23 protein-coding genes are annotated in these 26,203 nt (G+C 47.9%); 2 read left to right on the forward strand and 21 right to left on the reverse strand.

The genetic code is table 11. The features are described from left to right. Nucleotides 1-58: 58 nt before the first annotated feature. Both HMPREF3090_RS02765 and HMPREF3090_RS02770 read right to left on the reverse strand, forming a co-directional pair. Complete coding sequence (locus tag HMPREF3090_RS02765; RefSeq protein ID WP_070485871.1) at nt 59-478, reverse strand: OsmC family protein; 420 nt, start codon at nt 476-478, stop codon at nt 59-61. Between the two features lie 17 nt (nt 479-495). Then, nucleotides 496-849 (reverse strand): HesB/YadR/YfhF family protein, encoded by a 354-nt coding sequence (locus HMPREF3090_RS02770; protein WP_143485075.1) that lies wholly within the window; start codon nt 847-849, stop codon nt 496-498. Between the two features lie 647 nt (nt 850-1,496). On the opposite strand from HMPREF3090_RS02770, the gene HMPREF3090_RS02775 reads away from it, so the two are divergent. Next, nucleotides 1,497-2,390, forward strand: a complete 894-nt coding sequence (locus HMPREF3090_RS02775; RefSeq protein ID WP_067976213.1) for a fructose bisphosphate aldolase — start codon at nt 1,497-1,499, stop codon at nt 2,388-2,390. A gap of 55 nt (nt 2,391-2,445) precedes the next feature. Here HMPREF3090_RS02775 and HMPREF3090_RS02780 read toward each other — a convergent pair whose 3' ends face one another. The 6 genes from HMPREF3090_RS02780 to parE all read right to left on the reverse strand — a co-directional run bounded on the left by HMPREF3090_RS02780 (nt 2,446) and on the right by parE (nt 11,818). Next, nucleotides 2,446-3,897 (reverse strand): TrkH family potassium uptake protein, encoded by a 1,452-nt coding sequence (locus tag HMPREF3090_RS02780; RefSeq protein ID WP_067976217.1) that lies wholly within the window; start codon nt 3,895-3,897, stop codon nt 2,446-2,448. 2 nt (nt 3,898-3,899) lie between these two features. Further along, nucleotides 3,900-5,282 (reverse strand): Trk system potassium transporter TrkA, encoded by a 1,383-nt coding sequence (gene trkA / locus HMPREF3090_RS02785; RefSeq protein ID WP_067976219.1) that lies wholly within the window; start codon nt 5,280-5,282, stop codon nt 3,900-3,902. Nucleotides 5,283-5,354: 72 nt separating this feature from the next. After that, nucleotides 5,355-6,293, reverse strand: coding sequence for a manganese-dependent inorganic pyrophosphatase (locus HMPREF3090_RS02790; RefSeq protein ID WP_067976220.1), 939 nt, complete (start codon nt 6,291-6,293; stop codon nt 5,355-5,357). Between the two features lie 61 nt (nt 6,294-6,354). Further along, nucleotides 6,355-7,206, reverse strand: coding sequence for an aldo/keto reductase (locus tag HMPREF3090_RS02795; protein WP_067976222.1), 852 nt, complete (start codon nt 7,204-7,206; stop codon nt 6,355-6,357). Between the two features lie 88 nt (nt 7,207-7,294). Continuing rightward, a complete protein-coding gene (gene parC / locus HMPREF3090_RS02800) occupies nt 7,295-9,760 on the reverse strand; it encodes a DNA topoisomerase IV subunit A (RefSeq protein WP_070485873.1) in 2,466 nt (821 codons plus the stop codon). 3 nt (nt 9,761-9,763) lie between these two features. Then, nucleotides 9,764-11,818 carry a DNA topoisomerase IV subunit B gene (gene parE / locus HMPREF3090_RS02805; RefSeq protein WP_067976226.1) on the reverse strand — a complete coding sequence of 685 codons (2,055 nt, stop codon included), beginning with the start codon at nt 11,816-11,818 and terminating at the stop codon, nt 9,764-9,766. 200 nt (nt 11,819-12,018) lie between these two features. On the opposite strand from parE, the gene plsY reads away from it, so the two are divergent. Continuing rightward, nucleotides 12,019-12,624 (forward strand): glycerol-3-phosphate 1-O-acyltransferase PlsY, encoded by a 606-nt coding sequence (plsY, locus tag HMPREF3090_RS02810; RefSeq protein WP_067976227.1) that lies wholly within the window; start codon nt 12,019-12,021, stop codon nt 12,622-12,624. Nucleotides 12,625-12,789: 165 nt separating this feature from the next. Here plsY and HMPREF3090_RS02815 read toward each other — a convergent pair whose 3' ends face one another. The 13 genes from HMPREF3090_RS02815 to HMPREF3090_RS02875 all read right to left on the reverse strand — a co-directional run bounded on the left by HMPREF3090_RS02815 (nt 12,790) and on the right by HMPREF3090_RS02875 (nt 25,912). Then, nucleotides 12,790-13,608: a hypothetical protein gene (locus HMPREF3090_RS02815; protein ID WP_067976228.1), complete on the reverse strand. Its 819-nt coding sequence runs from the start codon at nt 13,606-13,608 to the stop codon at nt 12,790-12,792. A gap of 4 nt (nt 13,609-13,612) precedes the next feature. Further along, nucleotides 13,613-14,548: a tyrosine recombinase XerC gene (xerC, locus tag HMPREF3090_RS02820; protein WP_230080811.1), complete on the reverse strand. Its 936-nt coding sequence runs from the start codon at nt 14,546-14,548 to the stop codon at nt 13,613-13,615. 166 nt (nt 14,549-14,714) lie between these two features. After that, nucleotides 14,715-16,784 carry a type I DNA topoisomerase gene (gene topA / locus HMPREF3090_RS02825; RefSeq protein WP_067976229.1) on the reverse strand — a complete coding sequence of 690 codons (2,070 nt, stop codon included), beginning with the start codon at nt 16,782-16,784 and terminating at the stop codon, nt 14,715-14,717. A gap of 184 nt (nt 16,785-16,968) precedes the next feature. Then, nucleotides 16,969-17,814, reverse strand: a complete 846-nt coding sequence (gene dprA / locus HMPREF3090_RS02830; protein WP_067976230.1) for a DNA-processing protein DprA — start codon at nt 17,812-17,814, stop codon at nt 16,969-16,971. Between the two features lie 63 nt (nt 17,815-17,877). Then, nucleotides 17,878-18,654 carry a ribonuclease HII gene (locus HMPREF3090_RS02835; protein WP_067976231.1) on the reverse strand — a complete coding sequence of 259 codons (777 nt, stop codon included), beginning with the start codon at nt 18,652-18,654 and terminating at the stop codon, nt 17,878-17,880. After that, nucleotides 18,647-19,525: a ribosome biogenesis GTPase YlqF gene (gene ylqF / locus HMPREF3090_RS02840; RefSeq protein WP_070485877.1), complete on the reverse strand. Its 879-nt coding sequence runs from the start codon at nt 19,523-19,525 to the stop codon at nt 18,647-18,649. The genes HMPREF3090_RS02835 and ylqF overlap by 8 nt, the downstream gene beginning before the upstream one ends. Nucleotides 19,526-19,585: 60 nt before the next feature. Next, on the reverse strand, nt 19,586-20,134 hold the full coding sequence (gene lepB / locus HMPREF3090_RS02845; RefSeq protein WP_067976237.1) for a signal peptidase I: 549 nt from the start codon (nt 20,132-20,134) through the stop codon (nt 19,586-19,588). 15 nt (nt 20,135-20,149) lie between these two features. Beyond that, nucleotides 20,150-21,646, reverse strand: coding sequence for a S41 family peptidase (locus tag HMPREF3090_RS02850; protein WP_067976239.1), 1,497 nt, complete (start codon nt 21,644-21,646; stop codon nt 20,150-20,152). A gap of 13 nt (nt 21,647-21,659) precedes the next feature. After that, the gene (locus HMPREF3090_RS02855) at nt 21,660-21,887 is read right to left on the reverse strand and encodes a YozE family protein (protein ID WP_067976241.1); all 228 of its coding nucleotides are present in this window, start codon (nt 21,885-21,887) and stop codon (nt 21,660-21,662) included. A 12-nt stretch (nt 21,888-21,899) separates the two neighbouring features. After that, nucleotides 21,900-22,520 carry a DUF2140 family protein gene (locus HMPREF3090_RS02860; protein WP_067976243.1) on the reverse strand — a complete coding sequence of 207 codons (621 nt, stop codon included), beginning with the start codon at nt 22,518-22,520 and terminating at the stop codon, nt 21,900-21,902. Beyond that, a complete protein-coding gene (locus HMPREF3090_RS02865) occupies nt 22,520-23,017 on the reverse strand; it encodes a dihydrofolate reductase (RefSeq protein WP_067976245.1) in 498 nt (165 codons plus the stop codon). Before HMPREF3090_RS02865 ends, HMPREF3090_RS02860 begins: the two co-directional genes overlap by 1 nt. A gap of 31 nt (nt 23,018-23,048) precedes the next feature. After that, a complete protein-coding gene (locus tag HMPREF3090_RS02870; protein WP_067976246.1) occupies nt 23,049-23,993 on the reverse strand; it encodes a thymidylate synthase in 945 nt (314 codons plus the stop codon). An 11-nt stretch (nt 23,994-24,004) separates the two neighbouring features. Further along, on the reverse strand, nt 24,005-25,912 hold the full coding sequence (locus tag HMPREF3090_RS02875) for an ABC-F family ATP-binding cassette domain-containing protein (RefSeq protein ID WP_070485879.1): 1,908 nt from the start codon (nt 25,910-25,912) through the stop codon (nt 24,005-24,007). Nucleotides 25,913-26,203: the final 291 nt, after the last annotated feature.

Genomic DNA, 26,203 nt, shown 5'->3' on the forward strand with positions numbered 1-26,203 from the left:
AAAATCACATCCAAAGCCATAGCAAGTAAAGTTTGGATGTGGTTTAATTGTAATCATTTTAATTAAACTGGTAGTGGGTTTGAATGCGGTTGCTGTCACTTAAGATAATCTGTTCAACAGCGCATTGGCTGTCCACGTAGCGCTGGAGGTTCTTTCTTTGCTTGTCGGTCAAGTCACCGTCAATATTGAGCTTCACATCCGCCTGCAGATTGCGGTGTTTTTGGTCATCTCGGCCTAAATTGGCTTCTAGGTCGAGAGAGACCGTCACGCCTTCGAGCTTGCGACTGCGCAAGTAGGATTGAGCCAGCATGAGCTTGCAGCCAGCTAGACCGATCAAGAGGGCACCAGCTGGGCTTGTGGCTTGGGGCTGGTAGTCAGAGTCTGGTAAATCGTGGTCGAGTTCATAGTCGTGGCCATCGACGGACAGCTTTAAATGTAAGTTTTCAAGCACTTCAGCTTGGACATGCATCTTAGTCATTTTAAGTCACGCTTTCTTTAATGGGCGGAAGCGCCAGATTGGGCATCGACTTCTCGCTGCTTGGCGGCTTCTTCAGGATTAGAACTGATAAAGTAGTAAGTTGGCACATCTTCTTCAGCATCGTAATCAATTTCTAAATTATAATCTTCAAAGAACCACTGGTCTTCATCCTCAGCAAAGATCAGCAAGCCATCTTTTTCTACCTGGGCAAAAACATTTTGCGGCGCTTCAACTAAGATCCCCACGGAATAGTTGTCATGCACATTGGTAGACCCATAGACTTTACCATAAATGCGAATGCCTTGACCGGGGCCTGGTGCCACTTCATCTTTAAAGAACTTTACCGCCGCGTCACTCACTTGAATATCCATTATCCAACACTTCCTATCTATTATATTCATTTCATTGCCTTAAGTTTAGCATAGAGGACCTATAAGAGGTCAAGTAAGTTAACTTCGAGTGAATGGAGTCAGCCAATCCAGTAAATAAAGTTGACTCAGAATGTTATCAAGCTAAATGGACTAAATAACTAAGAAAAGGCTTGCAAGGCCAAACATTTAAGAGAGAGTCAGTGACAAGGAGTAAACAATTCAAATTTGAAGCATATTTATTTAATTTCGAAATGACTTTGTGAAATGCATTTTGGAGCTTTTTGATCAAATTATCAGCAACTAGGACTTAGTGTGCCTAGCTAGCGTCTTAACTTGAGCAGTAAACTAAGTCTAGAGGCTAAAGACGGGGTCAGTTTGTAGTTAACCAAAGAGATGATGGGATAGATAGAAATTAGACTTACACATAATGAATAAATATTCATATATAAGCTAAGAAATCAGTGGATCTTGTCAGTGAGTCTTTTTATCTATTCTAGTTAACATAATATACATTATGAGAAGCGATGGGTAAATTAATATAGGCCTTCCCTTTGAAGCTAAGTTCATTTTTGTTATAATAAGTGCGAGACGATTGGGATTTAGTTTTTGTCTCAAATAGAATTTAAGTAAAGGAGTCTTATAATATTATGAACCAAGAACAGTTTGACCGTGTGAAATCAGGAGACGGTTTTATCGCTGCTTTAGACCAAAGCGGTGGTTCAACTCCTAAGGCCTTAGCCGCTTATGGTGTTTCTGAGGACCAATACTCTAGCGAAGAAGAAATGTTTGATCTCGTCCATGAGATGCGGACCCGGATTATGACGGATGACGCCTTTAATTCAGACAAGATTCTCGGGGCTATCCTATTTGAGCAAACCATGGATCGCCAAGTTGAAGGTAAATATACCGCGACTTACCTGGCAGATAAAGGGATTGTCCCCTTCCTAAAAATTGACAAAGGACTAGCTGAGATCGAAAACGGTGTCCAAGTCATGAAAGATATTCCAAATCTTGATGACCTATTAGCCCGTGCCAACGAACGTGGCATCTTTGGGACCAAGGAACGTTCGAATATCTTAGAATTGAACCCTGACGGAATTAAGAAAGTAGTTAGCCAACAATTTGATTTGGCCAAAAAAGTTATTGCTGCTGGCCTCGTCCCTATTGTTGAGCCGGAAGTTAATATCCATGCTGAGGATAAGGCTGAGATTGAAGAAGTCCTCAAACAAGAAATTCTCAAGGAACTTGACCAATTAGCTGACGACCAAGTGGTAATGCTTAAGCTAACCCTACCAAGCGTCGATAACGCTTACAAAGAATTAGTTGACCATCCACAAGTCCTAAGCGTGGTTGCCCTATCTGGCGGCTACTCGATTGATGAAGCCAATGATAAGCTACGCCGCAATGAAGGCGTGATTGCTAGCTTCTCCCGTGCTCTAACCAATGCTTTACGGGCTAGCCAATCTGATGAAGACTTCCACAATGAACTCAAGACAGCTATCGATACGATCTATGATGCTTCGGTGAATAAAGAAGTATAATTTAAGACAAAAAGACAGCTCAAGGATTTACCTTGAGCTGTCTTTTTGTCTTATACTAGTATTTCTTCCAAACTCGTGGTGTTAGGCTTAGGAGGATGGGATAGATTTCCAAGCGCCCCATCAGCATGGTTAGGCACATAATGAACTTCGCGAAAGGGGCTAATTCGGCATAGTCTTCACTAGGGCCTAGCAGGTCTAGGCCATAACCAATATTGTTCAGCGTGGCGATAACCGCATTGAAGGCTCCGCTGAAGCTCTGGGTGTAATGGCTCAGGATAAAGAGTACCAGGCAGAAAACAGCTAGATAAGTCATCAGATAAAAGGCAATCGAGCGCTGGATATCATGGGTTACCCTTTTTCCGTCAAACTTGATGGGCTGGACCCGGCTAGGTGCTAGGACCCGGCGGATCTCTTGGCGGATGGACTTGAAGAAGATCGCAATCCGGACGATTTTCAAGCCTGAAGTGGTCGAGCCGGACATGGCTCCTGTAAACATGAGGAAGAGCAGGACAATATCTGTCGTGACCGGCCAATTAGCGATGGAGACATTGGTGTAGGCAGTAGTCGAGTTAACCGATACTACGTTGAAGAAGGCGTCTTTTAAGGCTTGGAAGGGGCTCTGGTAGAGGCCGTTAATATTGAGGAAGATAATTAAGCTGGCCAAGGCAATGATGGCCACATACCAGCGCAATTCTTCACTGTGGAGGACCTGCCGCCACTTGCCGATATAGAGCAAGTAAAAAAAGTTAAAGCTCATCCCGAAGATGAACATGGCAATGGCCATAACGAGGTCCACATAGTCGCTATTGTAGTGGGCAATGGAATTGCTGTAAATGTTAAAGCCCCCTGTCCCCGAGGCCCCCATGGCTAAGAGGGCTGCTTCAAACCAGGGAACCTTTCCCAAGCGGAGGAGAACCATGACGACTAGGGTCATGACCAAATAAATGCTGTAGAGAATATTGATGGAGCTGGAGACCCGGGACTCTACCTTACCAAAGACCGGACCAGGTAGTTCGGCCCGCATGACATAGACCCCCCTGGCCCCGAAATTCGGTAGAATGTATAGGATAAAAACCAACATACCCATCCCACCAATTAAGAGCGTAAAGCTCCGCCAGAACATGAGGGCTTCAGGCAGGATATGGAGGCTGGAGCTGAGAACAGAGGCGCCCGTCGTGGTAAAGCCACTGACCGATTCAAAGAAGGCATCGATAAAGTCCCCTACTGACTGGCTCAAATAAAAGGGCAAGGCCCCAAAAAAAGAATAGAGCAACCAGATAATACTAACCAGGGCAAAGCCTTCGCGCTGGTAGAAGATATCCGAATCGGGCTGGCGGTAGGACAAGGCTAAACCAAGGAGTTCGCAGAGGGCAATGGTGATGACAAAGGCCCAGATGACCCGGGCGGGATTGCCGTAATAGAGTCCCACCAGGATAGATGGAAGCATCAAGAGACCTAGGATCATCAGCAGACGACCGATGATAAAACGAAGAAAGGACGTATTCATGGCTAGGCTCGCTCACCCCTCTCTAAGATATCATCCAGGCTAAAGACATCCCGGCAGGAGGTAAAAATCAAGACATCATCCCCTGCCTGGAGCTGGTCGTCGCCGGATGGAATATGGAGTCGGTCCTGGCGCACGATCATCCCTAGGAGCACATGGTCTTTGATGGCCAGGTCTTTAATTGGCGCTTGGGTCACCCGGTCCTGGGCGCTGACTTGAAATTCCATAGCTTCCGCTATTTCCTTATCCACTGCCAATCGGGCATAGCCTAAGAGCGCACTGTTATTCTCTGGAATAGCCCGTACATGGCGGATAATGGCATCTGAAACTGATATCCGGGGCGAGACAATGACATCCAGGTTTTCTGCATTCAGGAGCCGGACAAGCTTGGGTCGGTTAACCTTGGTAATGTTTTTCTTAACGCCTTCTTCATGGGCGAAAAGGGATAGCATCAAGTTTTCTTCGTCGGAATCGGTCATGGAAATGACAATATCATGACGGTCGATCCGGTGCTCCCTTAAGAAACGTTGGTCCGTTCCGTCGCCTAAAATAATCTCAGCCTGGTCAATTTCATCAGCTAGGAGTTCGGCTCGCTTGAGGTCTTTTTCGATTAATTTGACATGGATACCGCGCTTGTCCAGCAAGGGCACCAGGTAGCGGTTGATCCGGCTTCCCCCTATAATCATTACCGACCGGTAGTTGGCCCGCTGCTTGTGGCCTGCGATATAGGCAGACTGGCTCAAGACTTCATTGGTTGCGATAATATGGATCTGGTCATCCTGGCGCAGGTAATCATCCCCGTGCGGAATAAAGACATGGTCCCCTCTCTCGACCAGGCAGATCACAATATCGCTTAATTTTTGCCGGACCTGGGCTACACTCCAATTGAGGATAGGACTGTAGGCGGTCAGGCGAATCTGGAGGAGCTTGATCCGGTCATGGTAAAATTTTTCGACATGAATAGCAGCAGGATAGTCCAGGACCGTGACAATTTCCTTAGCGGCTTCTTTGTCCTGGTTGATGACATAGTTAATGCCCAGGTGCTCGCGGATGAAGTCTTCATTGGCCGTATATTCCCCCGAGCGTGAGCGGACAATCCGGTAGCGGGCGCCAATTTTTTCAGCTAGGATGGCTGAGATAATATTCACTTCATCCAAGTTGGTGACGCTGATAAAGACGTCACAGCGGTCCACATTGGCTTCCAACAAGGTATCTAAGTTGGTTGCTGTCCCGCAGATACCTTGGATATCTAGAACTTCAATCAACTTGTCGATGACTTGCTGGGACTGGTCGATTAAGGTGATCTCGTGCCCTTCCTTATTGAGAAGATAGCATAATTCTTGGCCGAGTTCGCCCCCTCCAACCACCACAATTTCCATTTTTTTCATTACACAACCCCTATTTAAAACGAGGCTGGAGCTTTTTGTCCCAGCCTCGTTTTAATTCATGCAAACGCTCCTCTAAGCTTCTTCGAAAGCTTCAGTTAAAGGAGGTACAATTTGTTTTTTCCGAGATACTAAGCCTGGTAAGGCGATTTGAGAGTCAACGATCTCACCAGCAAAGGCTTTTTCAAAGTGTTCGACAAGGTCGACATTAGCAACTAGTAAGCCTTCTGAATCATTGGTTAAGATATTGGTAACCACGAGGAAGAAAGCGTCATAGCCCTTTTCTGCGGTTTCTTTTTGCATGACTTGGAGCATGTCGTCTTTACGCTTGAGGACGTCATTGACATCTACCACGTTGACTTGGCCGATGCGAACGGAGTGACCGTTCATTTCGAAGGACTTAGCGTCGCCATCTGCGATTTCCAAGGCAGATTTTTCAGAAACGTCGGCCCCTGCCCGCAGCATGTCGAGACCATAAGCTTCAAGGTCGATTCCAGCAATTTCAGCGAGCTTGCTGGCTAATTTACGGTCTTCTTCGGTACAAGTTGGTGATTTCAAGAGCAAGGTATCAGAAATCAGACCAGAAAGCATTAAACCTGCGATTTCCTTAGTCACTTCAACGCCATGGACTTGGTAGAGGCCATAAATGACCGTCTGGGTACAGCCTACGGGGCGAGCGGTATAGGCCAAAGGTGAAGCCGTCTCGAAATTAGCAATCCGGTGGTGGTCCACTACAGAATGGATGTCAACCTCACGGATATCTTCAGCAGATTGTTGGAATTCGTTGTGGTCCACTAAGGCCACGCGATCTGTTTCTGCAGCTACTTTCTTAAGCACACGTGGGGCTTGGACAGAGAAATGCTCTAAAGCAAACTGGGTCTCTGGGTTTAAGTCGCCAAGAGCGATGGCTTCAGCCTCCTCACCCAATTGATTTAATAAATGACTGTAAGTGATAGCAGATGTAATGGCATCTGTGTCTGGATTTTGGTGTCCAAAAACAAGAATTTTACTCACAAAATCTCCTCTTTTCTAAAAAACTTCTGCCTCTATTTTATCATAAAAGCCGGCTTTAGGCTTAGAATTCTTCATAAACTGCTGGATTTTGTGCCCCGGTTCGACCATTGGGATGGTCCAAGCGAGCAATCTGGGCCATATCGTCATCGTCAAGTTCAAAGTCAAAGACCTTGAAGTTCTCTTCCAGGCGGTCAGCATGGCTCGACTTAGGAATGGGCATGGTGCCGATCTGTAGATGCCAGCGCAGGACGACCTGACCTGGTGTCTTGCCGTGCTTCTCAGCAATCTTTTTAATTAGCTCTTGTTCCAAGATGGATTCAGACATCTTCTCGCTCCCCCGACCGAGTGGGCTCCAAGCTTGGGTCAGGATGCCGTGGTCTCTGTCATAGGCAATCTGCTTAGCCTGTTGGAAGTAAGGATGGGTCTCTACCTGGTTTATAACTGGTACTTCCTGGGTCTCTTCAATTAAGCGATCGATGTGTTCAGGCAAGAAATTGCTGACCCCAATCGCTTTGACATAGCCGCGTTTTTTAGCTTCAATCAGGGCCTGCCAAGCTTCGACATAGTGGCCTTGCTTAGGGTTAGGCCAGTGGATTAAGTAGTAGTCATAGTAGTCCAATTGGGCCCGGTAGAGAGATTCTTCAATGGCCGTCAGAGCTAAATCATAAGCGTGGTAACGGCCTGGTAACTTGCTAGCGACTTGGATTTGGTCACGAGCCAGGCCTGATTCACGAATGGCCTGGCCAACTGTCCCCTCATTTTCATAATTATAAGCGGTGTCGAGGTAGCGGTAGCCAATGTCTAAGGCAGCCTTGATGCTGTCCACACCAGCCCGACCTTTAAGCTTATAGGTCCCTAAACCGACTTGGGGGACTTGGTCACCGTTACGCAAAGTATAGTATGGAATGGTCATTTGGATCCAACGCCTCCTTTGAAATCATCAGTAATCAGTCTTTAGTCCCAGTATAACAGGTCTGCTTAAGATTTGAAAAGTGAAAGGCCTAGTCTTCTGCCGCTAGCTCATCCAAGTCGATGAGGGGGGTCACACGCATAAGCTCCCCTTCCTTGTCTTCATCGACCAGGGCTTTGCCATTGGAATAGCGGTCGGCAATTGGCGCCTCAACAGCTCGAATTTGCTTGAGCTGGCCATTGGCGCAGTAGAGTTCAAAGAGGTCTTGGGTGGTCGTTACCGGATAGGCAGCGAGTAAGCGGTGAGGCTTGGTTTTCAATTCTTTGAGGACCACTAGCCCCCGTTTGGCCCGGCCAAGACTGGCAATTTCTTCCCAGCGCAAACGTTTGGCGTGCCCTCTTTGGGTGAATAAGATAATTTGCGCCTGGTCGTCAGCTTGGTCCTGGTAGACCGCATTGACAACCTGATCTTTATCTTTGAGGTTAATGGACTTCACCCCTTTGGCACGGAGGCCAACCTGGTTGATTTCGTCAATGCTGTAGCGCAGACTGAAGCCAAATTCGGTAAAGATAATGATCTGGGCTTGGCTCTGATCTGTCTGGGCAGAAATTTGGTAGACATTGACGACCTGGTCCATCTCGTCGGAGAGGGTCATGGCGACGGCTGAGCGCTTCTTATAACCTCTAAATTCTTTAAAATCAGCTAAGGGGCTTTGCTTAACCATGCCTGCCTGGGTAATAAGCAAAATGTTATCTTTGCTATCTTTGGCGTAAGGGAGAACTTTAATAATTTTTTCATCATTAGCAAAGTTAACCCTTTGCGATATGTGCTCTCCTAGGTCCTTCCACTTGAGCTCTTGAAGTTCGTGGACAGGTTGGAAGATATAATTGCCTTTGTTAGTGATTAAGATCAATAGGTCAAGTGTAGAATGTTCAGCTAAGTATTGGACATGGTCGCCCTCTCTTAGTCCCAGGTCTTCTAGTTCAGAGGACCGGTAAGAACGCAAACTAGTTTGCTTGACATAACCATAGTTGCTGATGACCACCATGACCTGCTCTTCAGGAATAAGAAGTTCCTTTTTAATCTTAATTTCACTAATTTCGTCTTGGATCTCACTACGACGGGGATTGCTATAGGCTTTTTTGATGGCTTTGAGCTCGTTTTTGATGACCTTGAGTAAGACCTTGGGCTGGCTCAAAATCGTTTGGTAAGAAGCAATGGCTTCATTTAGACTGAGATTTTCTTCTTGAAGGCTAGTGATATCGGTATTGGTCAGTCGGTAAAGTTGGAGGTTGACGATGGCTTCAGCTTGCTTGTCAGTAAAGTCAAACTGCTCCATAATATTTTGTTTGGCGTCCTTCTTGTCCTTACTCTGCCGGATGGTTTGGATCAGTTCATCGAGGATGCTGATGGCCTTGATTAAACCATCGACAATGTGCAAGCGCTGAGAAGCCTTGTCGAGGTCAAATTGGGTCCTCCGGGTGACGATTTCCTTACGGTGGCTGATATAGGCTGACAGGATATCCTTCAAGCCCACTTGCTGGGGCCGGAGCTGGTTAATGGCTACCATATTGAAGTTGTAATTAATCTGTAAGTTCGTATTTTTATAGAAATACTGGAGGATGGCATTGGCATTGGCATCCTTCTTCAACTCGATAACAATTCTTAGGCCGTTGCGGTCACTTTCATCGCGGATTTCACTAATGCCCTCGATGCTCTTATTGAGTCGGAGTTCATCCATCCGTTTGACCAAATCCGATTTGTTGACCTCAAAGGGAATTTCATCGATGACAATCTGTTGGCGGCCCGAACGCAGGGTCTCCATGCGGTGTTTAGACCGGACAACCACCTTGCCCCGGCCCGTTTCATAGGCCTTGCGGATTTCATCCTTGCCCTGGATAATTCCCCCTGTCGGAAAATCGGGACCGGGTAGAAAGTCCATGAGCTTGTCTATGCTAGCCTTGGGATGGTCGATAAAATAATTAGTCGCATCAATGACCTCTCCCAGATTGTGGGTGGGAATTTCCGTCGCATAACCAGCAGAAATCCCCGCTGCTCCATTGACCAGTAAGTTTGGAAAGCCGGCAGGTAATACGGTAGGCTCTTCTTCTGTATCGTCAAAGTTGAGCATGGTTTCAACCGTCTGCTTGTCCAAGTCGGCCAAGAGTTCATCGGCAATCTTAGATAAACGGGCCTCGGTGTAACGCATAGCAGCTGCTGGGTCACCGTCCATCGAGCCGTTATTACCATGCATCTCGATTAAAACTTCCCGGTTTTTCCAGTCTTGGCTCATCCGCACCATGGCGTCATAAACCGAGATGTCGCCGTGGGGGTGGTAGTTACCGATCACATTCCCGACTGTTTTAGCAGACTTACGGAAATTATGGCTGGAGGTATTGCCATCCACAAACATGGCATAAAGAATCCGCCGTTGGACAGGCTTGAGCCCATCGCGGATATCCGGTAAGGCCCGGTCTTGGATAATGTACTTGGAATAGCGGCCAAAACGGTCCCCCATTACATCTTCTAGAGATAATTCTTGAATATCAACTGTCATGCACTAAAACTCCTCATCATCAAATAGACTCGTTTGGTCAGCTTCGGGACCAGCAGACTGGTCAGCCAGTTTACTGGCCAATTCTTCTTCCATTTCTGGATCGCTCTCCTGGCTAGCAGCCTCTAAAAGCTTGTCCTCTTCATCCATAGTAAAGGCAACATTTTCTTCAATCCATTCCCGTCTAGGGGCTACCTTGTTCCCCATCAGGACGGAAACACGCTTCTCAGCTAGCGATTGGTCATCCAAGGTCACCCGGATCAAGGTGCGGGAGTCAGGGTTCATCGTCGTTTCCCATAATTGGTCAGCATTCATTTCCCCCAGACCCTTGTAGCGTTGGAGGGTATAGCCCTTGCCAACTTCCTTAGTCACTTGGGCAAGCTCTTCATCGGTCCAAGCATAGCGGATTTTTGCCTTTTTCCCCTTACCTTTAGATACTTTATAAAGAGGAGGCATAGCCAAATAAACCTTGCCGGCTTCGACCAAGGGCCGCATATAGCGGTAGAAGAAGGTCAAGAGGAGGACTTGAATATGGGCCCCATCGGTATCCGCATCGGTCATGATGATGACCTTATCGTAATTTGCATCGGCAAGTTCAAATTCTACCCCGACGCCGGCACCGATGGTATAGATAATAGTATTCAATTCTTCATTCTTTAAGATATCCTGCATGCTGGCCTTTTCCGTATTTAAGACCTTGCCTCGAAGCGGTAGGATGGCTTGGAACTTCCGGTCCCGTCCCTGCTTGGCTGAGCCTCCCGCTGAATCCCCTTCGACTAAGAAGAGCTCATTACGTTTAGCGTTTTTACCCTGGGCAGGGGTCAGCTTGCCGGATAAGAGAGTTTCTCGTTTGCGGCTCTTCTTGCCCTTGCGGCTCTCTTCCCGGGCCTTGCGAGCAGCATCCCGGGCTTCTCGAGCTTTCAATGCCTTGCGGACCAAGTGCTGGGCGGATTCCCCGTTTTCGAGAAGGTAGATGCCCAACTTCTCATTAACCATAGCTTCCACACTGGACCGAGCCTGGGGGGTTCCTAGCTTACTCTTGGTCTGCCCTTCAAATTGTAGGTATTCTTCCGGCACATGGATGGATAGGACAGCCGTGAAGCCTTCGCGCACATCGGTCCCTTCCAGGTTTTTTTCCTTGGGTTTGAGCAGGTTGGTCTTCCGCGCATATTCATTGAAGGCCTTGGTAAGTCCGGTCTTAAGCCCTGAAACATGGGTCCCCCCGTCCGAAGTCCGTACATTGTTGACAAAGGATAGGATGGTTTCGGAATAGCCATCGTTGTACTGGAAGGCGAGTTCCATCTCGATTCCGCTCTCGGCTGCCTTGTCTTCGAAATAAACAGCCTGGTGGAGGGCGTCCTTGTCTTCATTAAGGTATTTAACGAAGGCGACAATCCCCTCTTCATAGTGGTAGCTTTCTTCGAAGTCCTCTCTTTCATCTTTAAAATTAATCTTTAAGTTCTTCATTAAGAAGGCTGATTCGCGCAAGTGCTCTTGTAAGGTCTTGCGATCGAATTGGGCCTGGCCAAAGATTTTTTCATCTGGTTTGAAATGAATCTTGGTTCCTGTGGCCTTGGATTTAATGGACTTCAAGTGGGCCTTACCTGGCTTACCGCCGTCCTTGAAAGCTTGCTTATACTCTTTTTGGTCACGGTGGACGGTAACTTCTAGTGATGAAGAAAGTGCGTTCACGACAGAAGAGCCAACCCCGTGCAAGCCACCTGAAGTCGAATAGCCGCCACCTCCGAACTTCCCTCCGGCATGGAGGACGGTTAAAATAACTTCTACCGTGGGCCGGCCTGTCGCATGTTGGCCAATGGGCATGCCCCGGCCATTATCTTGGACGGTGACAGAATTATCTGGATGGATGCAGACGTCAATCTCATCGCAATAGCCAGCAAGAGCCTCATCGACAGAATTGTCTACAATCTCATAGACCAAGTGGTGAAGGCCTCGGCTATCTGTTGATCCCACATACATTCCCGGCCGTTTTCTGACGGCTTCCAAGCCTTCTAGGACTTGGATTGAACTTTCATCATATTGTGCTTGCTTTTTGGTCATCTTAAGCATGTCCCCTTTAATCCATTATAATCATTTATTTCATCGCGTCTCAAAAGACATCTTTTACCATCTTACTCGATTTTTACTCAATTCACAATGCCTGTTTCCTTTGCCTAGTTTTGTGCCCCTTTTGAATTTTTTAATCAAGGGCGGTCGGAATAATGCTATAATATAGACATGTCAAAAAAGCAGGTGAATATATGTTATTAAATCTATTACTTTTAATTATTGCTTATCTTCTTGGCTCAGTTCCTTTTGGGCTACTGATCGGTCGGGTCTTCTATCAGACTGACCTCCGTGACTACGGCTCAGGGAATATCGGGACCACCAATGCCTTTCGTGCTCTTGGTAGGACCGGTGGCTTATTTGTCTTCGTCTGCGATATGCTCAAAGCAGGTCTCATTGTCCTCATTGCCCAGAGCTTTACTGTCTTTACTTGGCATCCCCTGGTTTATGGCATTGCGGTCATTTTGGGCCATAGCTTCTCGATCTTTCTCAAGTTCAAGGGAGGTAAGGCCGTGGCTTCTAGCTTCGGCATGGGACTCTTCTACGCGCCCCTGATTTCCCTTTTGGGGATTGGCGCCTTCTTCTTAGTCCTCTACTTCTCACGCATGGTGAGCTTAGCTTCAATCACTGGTGTGTTGACGGCTTTGGTCTTGTCGCTTCTTTTTACTAGCGATCATTTCCTCCAACTGATCTTAGTCATTGTATGCTTGATCGTTATCCTCAGGCACCGGACCAATATTGAACGCATCCTCAATGGTAGTGAATCCAAGGTGCCTTTTGGTTTCCGGGCCAAAAAATAATGGGACGATAAAGCTTTAGAGACGAAGAAACCCTAAAATTTAAGCGACCGATGGATGATCTATTAAGGATCTCCCATCGGTCGTGAACTAGCTGGTAGAGCTAGCTTTATATAAGAGGAACTGGCGTTTTTCCAGCTCCTCTTTTTCTTTATCATATCGTCTTGCTTAGCGCTCTTCTTGGTCTAAGGTTTCCTGGATCAGGTGGAGGTTCTCTTCGGTGTAGAGGTCGATAAAGGTGCCCTTAGTGCCAAGTGACTGGGAGGAGAGGATATTGGCGGATTCCATCTTGCGGATGCCGTTGACAATGATGGACCGGGTCAAGCCCTCTTTTTCCGCTAAACGTGAGGCGGTGAAGCGGAAGCTAGGCTCGGTCTTATCCTTTAAGATTGTCCGCATAGCAGCCAATTCGGAGAAGCTTAAGGAAGCCACTGCCTTCTTAGCCATCAGTCGGTTCTTTTGTTGGCGGTCTTCTTGCTGGTGGAGGAGGTTTTCAATTTCAATAGCCAGGATCGTTGCGACATATTCTCCTAGGATCATATCACCGGCATCGAAGGCCTGTTTTTTACGAGCTAGGATCAGATAACCTAGTCCCCGACCATGGCCGATAATCGGAATAATTGTCGTCTTACCATTAGGGAAATTGGCCGCATATTCATTGGCAAAAATAGTGCGTTCGTCTTCAACAGGGATATTAGTCAGGGTAACGGTAAGTTCTTGGACCCGCTTCATGTAATTGGGGTCTAATTGCTTCTCTTCCATCATTTGATGGGTCCGGGCACTGTTAATATCATCAAAGATAGACAAATAACCGAGCAGCTGGCCTTCATAATTTAACAGATAGGCGTTGACCGCGAGAATTTCAGAGATTTCTTCAACTAAACGCTGGAAAGGAAAATCGCTGCCCTTGTCTTCTGAAATAATATCTTCCGTTTGAACGACACGTTTAACTTGGCGAATTTTATCTAATACTTCCTGAATATCCATAATTTTAGTCCTCCTGAGATGATCGGTTTGAATTGTGCCCTTGACGCTGGGCCCGCGGGTGAAAAGTCATATAATTCTGACGTAGGCTTTCCTTAGAAAGGTGGGTATAGATTTGGGTGGTGGAGAGGCTGGAGTGGCCCAGTAGCTCCTGGACGGTCCGAATATCTGCTCCATGGTTCAATAAATGGGTGGCAAAGGAGTGGCGGAGTTTGTGGGGGTGGATGGCCAGCTGGGAGGCACTCCGTTTGACTATCTGCTTGAGAATATAGGCAATCCCCTCACGGCTGAGCCCCTGTCCTTTGTAGTTAACAAAAACGAGCTGATGATCTTCGCCAGATTTAGCTAGGAGCTCTTGGCGTCCCTCAGCTAGATAGGTCTGTAAAGCCTCCTTACAAGGCCCACCGAACGGCACATAGCGGTCCTTGCCCCCCTTACCGTGGAGGAGCACGACCATGGCGTCCAATTCAACTTGGTCTAAGCTAAGTTCCGTGCATTCGCTAACCCGGGCGCCCGTTGCATAAAGAAATTCGAGAAGAGCTCGGTCCCTCTGCTGGAGAGCTTCAGGACCTTGGACGGCTTCGAATAGAGCAAGCAGCTCCTCCTCATAAAAAAAGTCCGGCAGGTGCAAGCCTTGCTTGGGCGAATGAACATATTGAAAAGGATTGTTATCGACCCAACCGGATTCTTGGAAAAAATTAAAAGCAGACCGTAAACTACTCAAACGCCTGGCAAGCGATGACTTGGCCAGGTCCTTTTTTTGTAATTGGAATAAATAGCGGCGGATATCTTGATAAGTCAAATCTTTTAAATCGTTTACATTTGCTTCCGATAGAAAATCCGCAAATTCCTCAAGGTCATGCTGGTAGGCTAGGAGCGTTTCTTCACTATAGTGTCTTTCATTTGTAAGGTAGTTTAGGAAGGCTTTTCCTTTTGCTGTCAACTCGATGGCACTCACCCTCTTTTACCTAAACATTATAACACAAACAAAGAGATAAAATCATCCAAAGTCGGAAATTGATTTTATCTCTTCGAATAAATAGTTTTTAATTTATGTTGCCATAGCAAAAAAGTAAGTAAGAGGTGGGACTAGAAACTAAGAAGAGCTTCTAATTATCCCCTTTTTGTTCGCTTTCTTGGTAGTCGCATTGGCTACATTTGACTTGTTTACTCCCCCGCTTTTTCTTTTCAACGAGGTAGTTTTGGCAAACTGGGCACTGGCGACCAATGGGCTTGTCCCAAGAAGCAAAATCACAGTCAGGATAACGGCTGCAGCCGTAGAAAATACGGTTCTTTTTCGATTTCCGCTCAATGACTTGGCCTTCTTGGCACTTAGGACAGTCGACACCAATTTCCTTGACAATGGCCTTGGTATTCCGGCAGTCAGGGAAGTTAGAGCAGGCGTAGAATTTGCCATAGCGGCCCAATTTAATCACCATGGGATGGCCACATTTTTCGCAGTCGAAACCAGCGGCCTCATCTTTGATGACAATTTTTTCAATTTTTTCCTCAGCGTTTTCCAAGTCCTTGGCGAAGGGTTGGTAGAAGCGGTCGATGACTTCCACCCACTCTTCCTTGCCCTCTTCAATCTTATCCAGCTCATTTTCTAGGCTGGCCGTGAAGTTCACATCAACAATGTCTGGGAAATACGTGGCAACGAGTTGGTTGACGATTTCACCGAGCTCGGTCGGCTCAAAGCGTCGGGCTTCGATCTTAACATAGTAACGTTTGATCAGGGTTTCAATGGTTGGTGAATAGGTCGATGGCCGCCCGACGCCGTTTTCTTCCAAAGTTTGGATGAGGCTAGCTTCCGTATAGCGGGCTGGGGGTTGGGTAAAGTGTTGCTTAGGATCTAAGCTGACACTCTTTACAGTATCCCCATTAGCTAAGTCAGGGAGCGGATTATCCTTTTCCTTTTTCTCAGCGTAGACTTTTTGATAACCTTCAAATTTAATTTGTGAACCTGTTGCCCGGAAAGAAACTTCTCCTTGGACGATGTCGCAGCCTACTGTGTCATAGATAGCAGGCGCCATTTGACTGGCCATAAACCGGCACCAGATGAGGCTGTAGAGCTTGTACTGGTCCTTGGTCAGGTAAGATTCGATGGACTGAGGGGTCCGGTCGGGAGCTGAAGGACGAATGGCTTCGTGGGCGTCTTGGGCATTGCTGTTTTTGGCCTTGCTTTGCCCTTGCTTACCCAGGTATTCCTTACCGTAAGTGTTAGTGATAAAGTCACTGGCCCCTTCTTTGGCGACATCAGCGACCCGGGTGGAGTCGGTACGCATGTAGGTAATCAGACCGACGCTTCCCTTGCCAATATTAATTCCTTCATATAATTGTTGGGCGATCATCATAGTCTTCCGGGTCCGGAATTTAAGCCGCTTAGAAGCTTCTTGTTGGAGCGAAGACGTGGTGAAAGGTTTTTGTGGCTTTCTTTGCCGTTGCTTCTTGGTCAGGTTGGCAATGGTGAATTCATCAGATGTGATGTGGGCCATCAACTGGTCAACATCTTGCTTGTTCTTTAGATCAAGCTTCTTGCCTTTGAATTTAGAAGCATTGGCTTTGAACTTTTCTCGCCCCTTCTTAAATTCGCCGTCAATAGACCAGTATTCTTCTGGTTTGAAATTGCGAATTTCCTTTTCACGCTCAATGATTAAGTGTAAAGCGACCGATTGAACCCGTCCAGCAGACAGGCCTTTTTTGACCTTGGACCAGAGAATCGGTGACAGGCTATAGCCCACCAAGCGGTCGAGGATCCGGCGTGCCTGCTGGGCATCTACCAGGTCATTGTCGATCGGCCGGGCGTGCTTGAAGGCCTCCTTAACGGCTTCCTTGGTAATTTCATTATAGGTCACCCGGATCTTATCCTTAGGGTCAAGACCTAGGATATAGGCCAGGTGCCAGGCGATGGCCTCCCCTTCCCGGTCCGGGTCGGAAGCCAGGTAAATTTTTTCTGCTTTTTTCGCGTATTTCTTCAATTCTTTAATAATGGGTCCCTTGCCCCGAATAGTAATATAGTAAGGATCATACTCATTTTCGATATCGATCCCCATCTTACTCTTAGGGAGGTCCCGCAAGTGGCCCTTACTTGCAACCACTTTGTAATTTCTGCCTAAATATTTTTCAATGGTTTTCGCCTTAGTCGGTGATTCCACAATGACAAGGTACTTATAAGCCAAAAGAATAACTCCTTTCGAATTTACCCGACAGGATAATAAGAAGATGCTGGAAAAGGCTGAAGTGTCGGATAAGCTGTCAAATTGATTCTCATATTATGCCATTCAAGATTCTTTGTCAAATATAAAATGATGGCGAGAGAAAAAAATTGCTTAAATTGTCCCTTATTATAATAGTAGAAATGATTCAAAAAAGATGGCTATACTCTTCCAGGATATCTTGACTGGTCAAAATCAGCTTAGCCCCTGCCTGGATCAATTCATTGGTCCCCCGAGAGAGCGGCTGGTTGATGGGGCCAGGTACGGCAAAGACATCTCGGTTAGCCTGCAAGGCATAATTCGCTGTAATCAAGGACCCACTCTTATGCCCCGCTTCGACTACTAGGCAGGCGGCAGAAAGGCCCGCGATAATTTCATTGCGGTAAGGAAAGTGCCAGCGCTTGGCACCCGCATGATAAGGCAAGGCCGAGACCAGCAAGTGGTCGCGTGCAATTTGGCTCTGCAGCTTGGCATGGTTGTCTGGATAAACTTGACCCAATCCAGTCCCAATAACCGCAATGGTGTTCCCTTGCTCTTTCATAGCTATCTGATGAGATAGGCAATCGATTCCATTTGCTAATCCGCTGACAATGACTAATTTCTTAGCGACTTCTGGTAGGAGGCTCTCTAGTGCTTCCTGACCATAAACTGTCATTTTACGGCTGCCGACTACGGCTAGGGCTAGGCGTTTCAATAATGTAAGGTCTCCCTGGCAGAAGAGGACAAGGGCTGGTTTATGGGTTTCTATAAGCCCCTCAGGATAGGCAGCATCGCCAAGGACAAGGGGCACGACCCCCTCTTTTTGGTAGAGTTCTTGGAAATAGGCCGGTGGGTAGTGGGCGGTAAAGTTCTGCCATTTGTCATAGTGTTTGGCTGGGATCTTTACTCTTTCTCGGTCAGGATCCTGCAATAATCGCAGGCGCTCGCTATAGGGAATGAGGCCCGATTCGGTCAGGTAAATCTCTTGTTGGCGACGACTTAGCTTGTTAAACATCTTATCAACTCCTTCATTCATATATAAACGAAAGAGCGGCCAGTTCATCAAGTGATTTATTCATTAAATAAAATCTTTAACTGGGGCAAAGCTTTTGCGGTGGATGGGGCAAGGGCCGTACTTGGCTAGGGCCTCTAAGTGGGCCTTAGTTCCGTAGCCTGCATGTTGGTCGAAACCATATTCTGGATAAAGCTCGGCATAGTCTGCCATGAGACGGTCTCGATACTCCTTGGCATAGATTGATGCCGCAGCAATGGAATAAATACGCGCATCGCCTTTGATGATCGCCTCTTGGGGCTGGCTGATTCCCGGTATGGTTATCGCATCAACCAGGACATAGGAAGCCTTGGGTTGGAGCTGGTTAACAGAAGCCGCCATCGCTTCTTTAGTCGCCTGGAGGATATTAATGCGGTCAATACGTTCAGCGGGACTGAGGCCAATCTCGCAGGCCAGGGCATACTTATCGATATCGGCAACCAAGGCCTGGCGCTTCTTATGGGAGAGCTGCTTGGAGTCATTGAAGTAAACAGCTGGCATATCTGGGGGCAAAATGACCGCACAAGTGACAACTGGCCCAGCCAGGGGCCCCCGCCCTACTTCGTCAACGCCAGCAATATAGGCATAGCCCTGGGCCCTCAGCTGGTCTTCATAGGCCCTCAACTCTTGGATCGCTGCTCCTTCTTCTTGGGCCCGGTCGATGCGGCGCTGGTAAGTCTTGAGGACCTGCTGGACCCCCTTGCGCTCGTCTTGGCTATAGGGAGCCAGGTCTTCCGGCCTCAGGTCCGCTCCCTTGGCTTGGAGCCGGTCTTTAATGGCTTGGATGCTCTCGCGCTTAGTCATTATCAGCTGCCTCCTGAGCCATTTCATAGTCCGCCACTCGGTCCAAGGTCAGCCGGCTAATGGCGCCATCTTGGAAGTCCTTGATGATTTTTTCTGAGGCCCGGTCGTAATCATCTAAGAAGCCCATCTTTTCCGTTAGGGTCATGAGGAGTTCCGGATATGGAGGGTGTACCTGGTCAGCAGAAATGGGATACTTGGCCTCGATGGCACCGGGATAATAGTCCATGAGGAAGGCTAAAGCATAGAGGGCAATGTCATCGTTGTAATAATGGGTCTGCTTAATCGCCGTACAGAGGGCCAGACGCGTCCCTACTTCTGGGTCTTCAAACTTAGGCCAGAGAATTCCCGGAGTATCTAAAAGTTCAAAATCCTTATCGATTCGAATCCATTGTTGGCCCTTGGTGACACCGGGCTTATTCCCGACTTGGGCCTTTTTCTTTTGGGTAAATTGGTTGATAAAGGTAGACTTACCCACATTGGGAATTCCTACAATCATGAGACGGACCGCTTGGTGTTTGACTCCCTTGGCCTGCCACTTTTCTCGCACGGGGGCTGTCCAGTCGTAGAGCTTTTTCTTAAAGCGTTTCATTTCCTTGGGGTTTTTACTGTTTAAGGCGCAAGCCTGGCTGCCTTCTTCTTGGTTGAGCAGGTCTAGCCAAGCCTGGGTTTCTTCTTTATCGGCTAGGTCTGATTTATTAAGGACAATGATCCGGGGCTTGTCTTGGATAATCTGATCGATCATCGGGTTCTTACTGCTTTCGGGCACCCGGGCATCCCTGAGTTCGATTACATAGTCGACTTGGCTCAGGTGGTTTTGGACCTCTTTCTTGGCTTTGGCCATATGTCCAGGATACCATTGAATTGTTGCCATCTTATTTTCACTCCTTTATAGCTTGTCATTAAAAAGGGAGGCAGGCTGCCTCCTTAAAATTTATTCTTGAATCTTGCCGAAGTCAGATAGGGGCCAGAATCTAAAGTTGGTGGTCCCTTCGACTTGGTCGCTGTGGACGAAGCCAAAATAGCGGCTGTCCTTTGAAACGGGACGGTTGTCACCGAGGACAAAGAATTCGCCCTCAGGCACCGTTTTTTCATTGGTCAGTTCTTCGAGGGTGAAGTTCTGGGTCACCAGCTGGCCGGGATTGCTGGCCTTTAAGGGCTCCAGATATTCCTCTTTAACAGGCTCGCCGTTGACGTAGAGCTGGTTGTCCTGGTATTTAATCGTATCCCCAGCCTTACCGATTACCCGTTTGATGTATTTCTCATTAGGGGCATCGGGGCCCGGGAAGACGACAATATCCCCGCGATCTGGTTCAGCCAAGCGATAGGCGATGGCCATATCCCCATTGTGGAGAGTAGGCGCCATGGAGTCACCCGAAATATTAATCGGGAAGGCAATGTATTTTTGCACCCCTAAAACTAGGACAACCGCAATGAGAATTGGGAGGATAAAAGAAATTACTTCATTAAAAAATCGTTTCATCAATTTGCCTTCTTTCTAAGCTTGCGCCAAGACGTCAATGGCCTTATCCAACTGGCTATCATTGGCTTTAATCTTCTCTTGCATCTTTTGGGTTAAACGCAGGGCGGTTTCTCCGTCCACTTCTCCTGTGACCTTCAAGCCGGCTTCTTCCTGGACGGTTTGAACCGCTTCAACGGTGCCTTGGTCGTAACGGCTGGTCACCTGGTCTTCGCTGAGATAACCCAAGCTGTGGAGGATCTTTTGAATATTGAGGACGGCCTCAGATTGTTGGCCCGCCTTGTAGTGCTGGCTCGTATCAATTAGGGTCAGTTTAGCATATTCTGGCAGGCTTTGCTCAATATCTGGCTGGATTCCCTTCTCATTGATCCAAGTACCGTCAGGAGTTAGCCATTTCGCCACAGTGACCTTCATCTTCCCATTCTTATCAAGGGGGAAGACAGTCTGCACGGATCCCTTACCATAAGAATTCTGACCCACGACCGGCACTTGACCGCTCTGTTGGAGGGCGCCGGCTAAGATTTCACTCGCACTGGCCGAACCTTCATCAATTAGGACAACGAGAGGGGCTTGGACTTTAAAGTCGCCCAAGTCTTGGCTATTGGCCTGGTAGACTTGCTCTTCCCCCTGGTTGTCTTCCACCTTCAAAATGGTCTGCCCCTCTTCGAGGAAGATATTGGCAACCTTCAAAACGGAAGGCAAGAGGCCCCCTGGATTCCCCCGCACATCTAAGACGAATTTCTTAGCGCCCTGCTTTTGCAGGTCCTTGAGGTTTTGAACGAGTTCGTCGTAGGTCGTTTCTGAGAATTCGGAGATTTGGATATGGCCGACGTCAGGGGCTTGGTCCATAAGACGGGCATGGACGGTTTCGATAGGGATTTCATCCCGCTTCACCTTGACTGTCTGCTCTTGGTCGCCCCGCTTAATCTTCAGCTCGACCTCTGTTCCCTTCTCGCCGCGGATCATCTTGACCGCTTCTTCGGTAGACAAACCCTTGGTCGACTTGCCATCCACTTCGAGGATGATATCATTGGCCTGTAAGCCAGCTTTTTCAGCGGGTGAATCCTTGATGGGGCTGATAATTGTAAGCCAGCCATTCTCGGTAGTGACTTGGGCGCCAATCCCTTCAAAACTCCCCTTGATGGTTTCATCCAGACTCTCTGAAGCAGCACCGGTCAAATAAGCGGTATAGGGGTCTTTTACACTATCTGCCATTCCCGCCATAGCACCATTCACGACTTCCCCCTTCTTAACGTCTCCAATATATTGGTCGTTCAAGATTTGGTAGCCGTACTGGAGCTTACGCAGGTCAGCAGCCGATAGGGCCTGGTCTGAAGCTAGCAGGTCCCAGGGTAAACGGCCTGTGGTATAGGTATTGGTTCCTAGGATACCCAGGACCAGTCCAACCGACAGGCAGAGAGCACCCTGCCCAACTCTTTTTTTGCCCAACTTGCCTGTATTTTTAGGGCTTGCTTTAGCTTGGTCACTTGTTTGCGTGTGTTTATCTTCCTGCATGTGAGCCTACTTTCTAACCTTGTTCATAGTCATAGGCCTGCCATAAGTCATCAAAACATGAGATGTAATCGGCATAGTCACTATGGCCTTCAATATAGCGGCTGATTTCATCGAATTCCTTACTGTCGCGGGGAAAGTCCAGGTCGCGGTAGACCAAGTCAGCAAAAGCTTCCTTCTGGTCGACCTCTAGACTGCCCCGCCCTCTAAACCGTTCCACATAGCGGTAAAATGAAAGTGACATCTTCTTCCTCCTCTACTGGCCTTGTCGGTAAGCTTCTATTTGTTCTACAGCATAAGGCAAAGGCAGGGAAAAGGCAAGTTTGATCTGATTGTTAGGCAGGTCAATCGCTTGCGCTACGATAGCGACCTGTCCCTCTGCTGAAACTTGGTCGAGGCGGACAATGAGACGCTCCTGGTCCCTATCCACACTGAGCGGCACATGGTCGGGAATGAGCCGGCTAAAGAGTGCTAGACTAGTTCCAATGGGCAGGTCCAAGCCTTCTACTTCAATGGCCTCTATAGAAAGACCAATATTCCCGTCATTCTGGGCTTCTGCCTGGGCACGAATCTCATAAGACAGCTCTTGCCCTAAGACCTGAAATTGGCCTAATAAATGGACCTGATCGTCCAAGTGGAGGCGGTAAGGCACCTGGTCGCCAGCTAGGAGAGCCTGCATGAGAACGTTAAAGCTCTCTCGGCTGAGCTGGGTTTCAGCTTGTATGGTCTCTTCCGTTTGGGCTAGCTCTCCCTGGTCAACCGGTTCATAAGAAGGCCGGATACTGGAGAGGACAAGGAAGAGGCCAAGTGCTAGGGCCAGGACTAAGCCGAGGAGAATAAAGAAGGCCCGTCGCCAGCCATTGCTTTGTCTTGCCATCACTTAGCCTCCCGTCGGTAAAAAATAAAACGATGGGGGTAAGGATTCTTATCGTCAACTGCGCCCTTGATTTCCGCATAGCTGTGGAAATCACTGAGGTCAGGATCCATGACCGTATCCCCTGCCATGGCATGGTCGATGTAAGTTACCCGCAATTCATCTAAATAAGGCCAGAAGCTTTGGTAAATCTGCTTACCGCCGATAATATAGACATCTTCCTTCTTGGCCAGTTCTAGGATGGGATCGATAGCATGGATGAGTTCAACAGAGGACCTATCGCCATTGATTGCAATCGATTCTGAACGAGTCAGGATATAGGTCTGGCGGTCAGGCAGAGGCTTAGAGCCCATGCCCTCAAAGGTTTTGCGGCCGAGGACAATCTTATGGTACATGGTTTGGGAACGAAAGAATTGAAAATCATTGGGCAGGTGCCAGGGCATCTTCTGATCTTTACCGATGACACCATTGCGGGCCTGGGCCCAAACGGCAATTAACATCTTAACTCTCCTTCAGCGTTAAATCATGACATTAAACAGCAACAGGGGCCTTAATGGCTGGGTAAGGGTCGTAGCCTTGGACGAAGATATCTTCAGTCGCAAGCTCATCCATCGGGGCTTCTCCTTTAATGACGAGTTCAGGCAAGGGACGGGGCTCGCGCGACAATTGTTCCTTGACTTGGTCTAAGTGGTTCTTATAAATATGCACATCACCAAAACTATGGACGAAATCGCCCACACCGAGTCCCACTTCCCGAGCTAAAAGATGGGTCAATAAGGCATAAGAGGCGATATTAAAAGGAACGCCCAGGAAGACATCGGCACTCCGCTGGTAGAGCTGGCAGCTCAATTTCCCATCTTGGACATAGAACTGGCTCAAAGTATGGCAGGGAGGCAGGGCCATATCTGGCACATCTTCAGGATTCCAAGCGCTGAGAATCATCCGTCTTGAATCTGGTGTATGGCGCAATTGGTCGAGGAGGATGGCGATTTGGTCAATCTCTCCCCCATCCCGGGTCTCCCAGTGCCGCCACTGTTTACCGTAGACCGCACCGAGGTTGCCATATTGAGCCGCAAAATCATCGTCTTCAAGCATGAGCTGGCGGAACTTAGACATTTCTTCTTTATAAACTGCCGCGAAGTCTGAGTCGCTTTCAGCCCGCAGACCAAAATCAGTCATATCCGGTCCTTGGTAGGCCGCGCTTTCCACCCAATTCTTAAAGGCCCACTCATCCCAGATATGGTTATTATGCTCGAGTAAGAAGCGAATATTGGTATCCCCTCTTAAAAACCAGAGGAGTTCGCTCTTAATTAAACCAAAAGCGACTTTTTTGGTTGTCAGAAGTGGAAAGCCCTCATTCAAGTCAAAGCGCATCTGGTAGCCGAAAGTCGACAGGGTCCCTACCCCTGTTCGGTCATCCTTAAAGCTTCCCTTGTCTAAAATATGTTGCAATAAGTCTAAATATTGTTTGGCCATTGTGTCACTCCCTAATAAGTTTTTTCACTGAGATAATCCCAATACGTCATTTGGTCTAAAAGTTCAGCTTCGGTGGTCTCTTTTTCTTTTTGTAAGTCGGCTAATTTCCCATAGTCTGCTCCATTGGCTAACATCTCTTCATCAATGCTTTGGAGCTTGTCTTCTAGTTGACTAATCACCGTTTCGATCTGTTCCCAGTCCTTCTTCTCTTGGTAGGTCATCCGGTTTTTGCGATCTGGGTCCTTTTGTTTTTGAGCTTCTGCTGGCTCCTTGGGTGTTTTTTTGGCCTGGGCCTCCGCCTTGGCCTTGTCCGCTGCCTTAAGCTCTTCTTGGTAGTCGCTATAGGAACCGAAGAAGATATCGACCTCATGATGGTCATCGATGGCCAAGAGCTTGTCGACTACCTTGTCGAGGAAGTAACGGTCGTGGCTGACGGTCAGGACAGCGCCTGGGAAATCTTCTAAATAATCTTCCAGGATGGTCAGGGTCTGGATATCCAGGTCATTGGTCGGCTCATCTAAGAATAAGACATTGAGCCGGGCCATGAGGATACGCAAGAGGTAGAGCCGCTTCTTCTCGCCCCCTGACAGGGATGAAATCTTCACCCCATGCATGGACCGGTCAAAGAGGAAGGTTTCCAGCATCTGGGAGGCACTGAGGGTTTTCCCATCCCGGTAAACATAGTCTTCCGCCTCTTCTTGGATATAAGAAATGACCCGCTTGTCTTCGGGCAAATCGACAGGCACTTGTTGGAAGTAGCCTATTTTTACCGTCTCCCCTATCACAACTTGGCCAGATAAGGGAGGCAAGAGACCAGCAATGGTATTCATCAGACTGGTCTTTCCTGCCCCATTCTCCCCGATAATCCCGATTCGGTCCCGGTTCTGGACGAGAAGGTCTAAGTTTTTGACCAGGGGAGCTTCTGACTCATAGCCAACCGTTAAATCCTGACATTCGATAACCTTCTTACCTAGGCGCTCTTGGTCAAAGTCGATACTGAGCTTCTGGTCCGGTCCCCTTTGGCCTTTCACTTGGCCTTCCAAGTCCTCGAAGCGGTTAATCCGAGCTTGCTGCTTAGTCGTCCGAGCCTTGGCGCCTGTCCGCATCCAGGCTAATTCCTTCTTATAGAGTTGCTTTTGTTTGCGGGCCGTCTCACGTTCTTGCTCGTCCTCGATGGCCTTCTTCTCCAGATAAGCCTGGTAATTGCCCTCGTATTCGCGCAAGTTCCCATGGTCCAAGGCAAAAATACGACCTACTACCCGGTCCAGGAAGTAACGGTCGTGGGTAATCAAGAGGACCGACCCCTTATAATTAGCTAAATACTTCTCCAACCAGGCAACCATCTCAAAGTCCAGGTGGTTGGTCGGTTCATCGAGGAGGAAGAGGTCGGGTTCTTCAATCAAGGCCTTGGCTAGGCCAATCCGCTTACGCTGTCCCCCGCTCAGCTGGCGGATAGTTAGTGAGCTATCTGTAAAGCCTAGCTGGTTGAGGACGGTATGGATGGTTGTATCCAATTGCCAGCCATCTTCTGCATTCATAGCCTCTTCCGCCTGGCTAAAGGCAGCTTGGAGGTCTTTATCCTGGGGCGACTGCGCGAGGCGGTGGGCCGCTTCCTGGTAGCGAGCTACAATTTGGACCAAGTGGCTCTCTGAATCATAGACGGCTTCAAAGATTGTGAGGTCTTCATCAAAGTTTTCCTCTTGGCTAACCATAGTGACCTTGAAATCTTTGGGGTGCTCCATTTCCCCGCTATCCAGGCTGTCCACGCCTGCTAAAATACGCATTAAAGTACTTTTTCCTGAGCCGTTGGTTCCAATCAAGCCCACATGGTCCCCTCCCCGAATAAGGAAGGAGACATCTGTTAACAGGGGTTTCTCCCCATAAGTTTTATACCAATTTAAGGCCTTGAAATCTTTCATCTATTTCATCGACTCCTTTAAAGTTACTTACATCCTTATAGTTTATCATAAGTTCGGGGTTAGGAAGCAAAGTTTTTATAAAGACACGACCAAGCAGGCCCTTTAATTTTTTCGCCTTTGTTTTCAACCTAGTTGGGTTCGCAAGATCAGCTTTCGTGTCACTTCACAAAGTCCCCGCCGTACTCGGGTTTAGGCTAGCAGAAATAGCTCCTCTTCACTAAAATTCGCCGAGGACCTTCAGTCTTCTCTGGCTTTTAGCTCCAGAGGTCTATTTCTCCCGCTAGCCTTCGC

This window comes from Aerococcus sp. HMSC23C02 (genome assembly GCF_001806805.1).
Taxonomy (GTDB): Bacteria; Bacillota; Bacilli; order Lactobacillales; family Aerococcaceae; genus Aerococcus; species Aerococcus sanguinicola.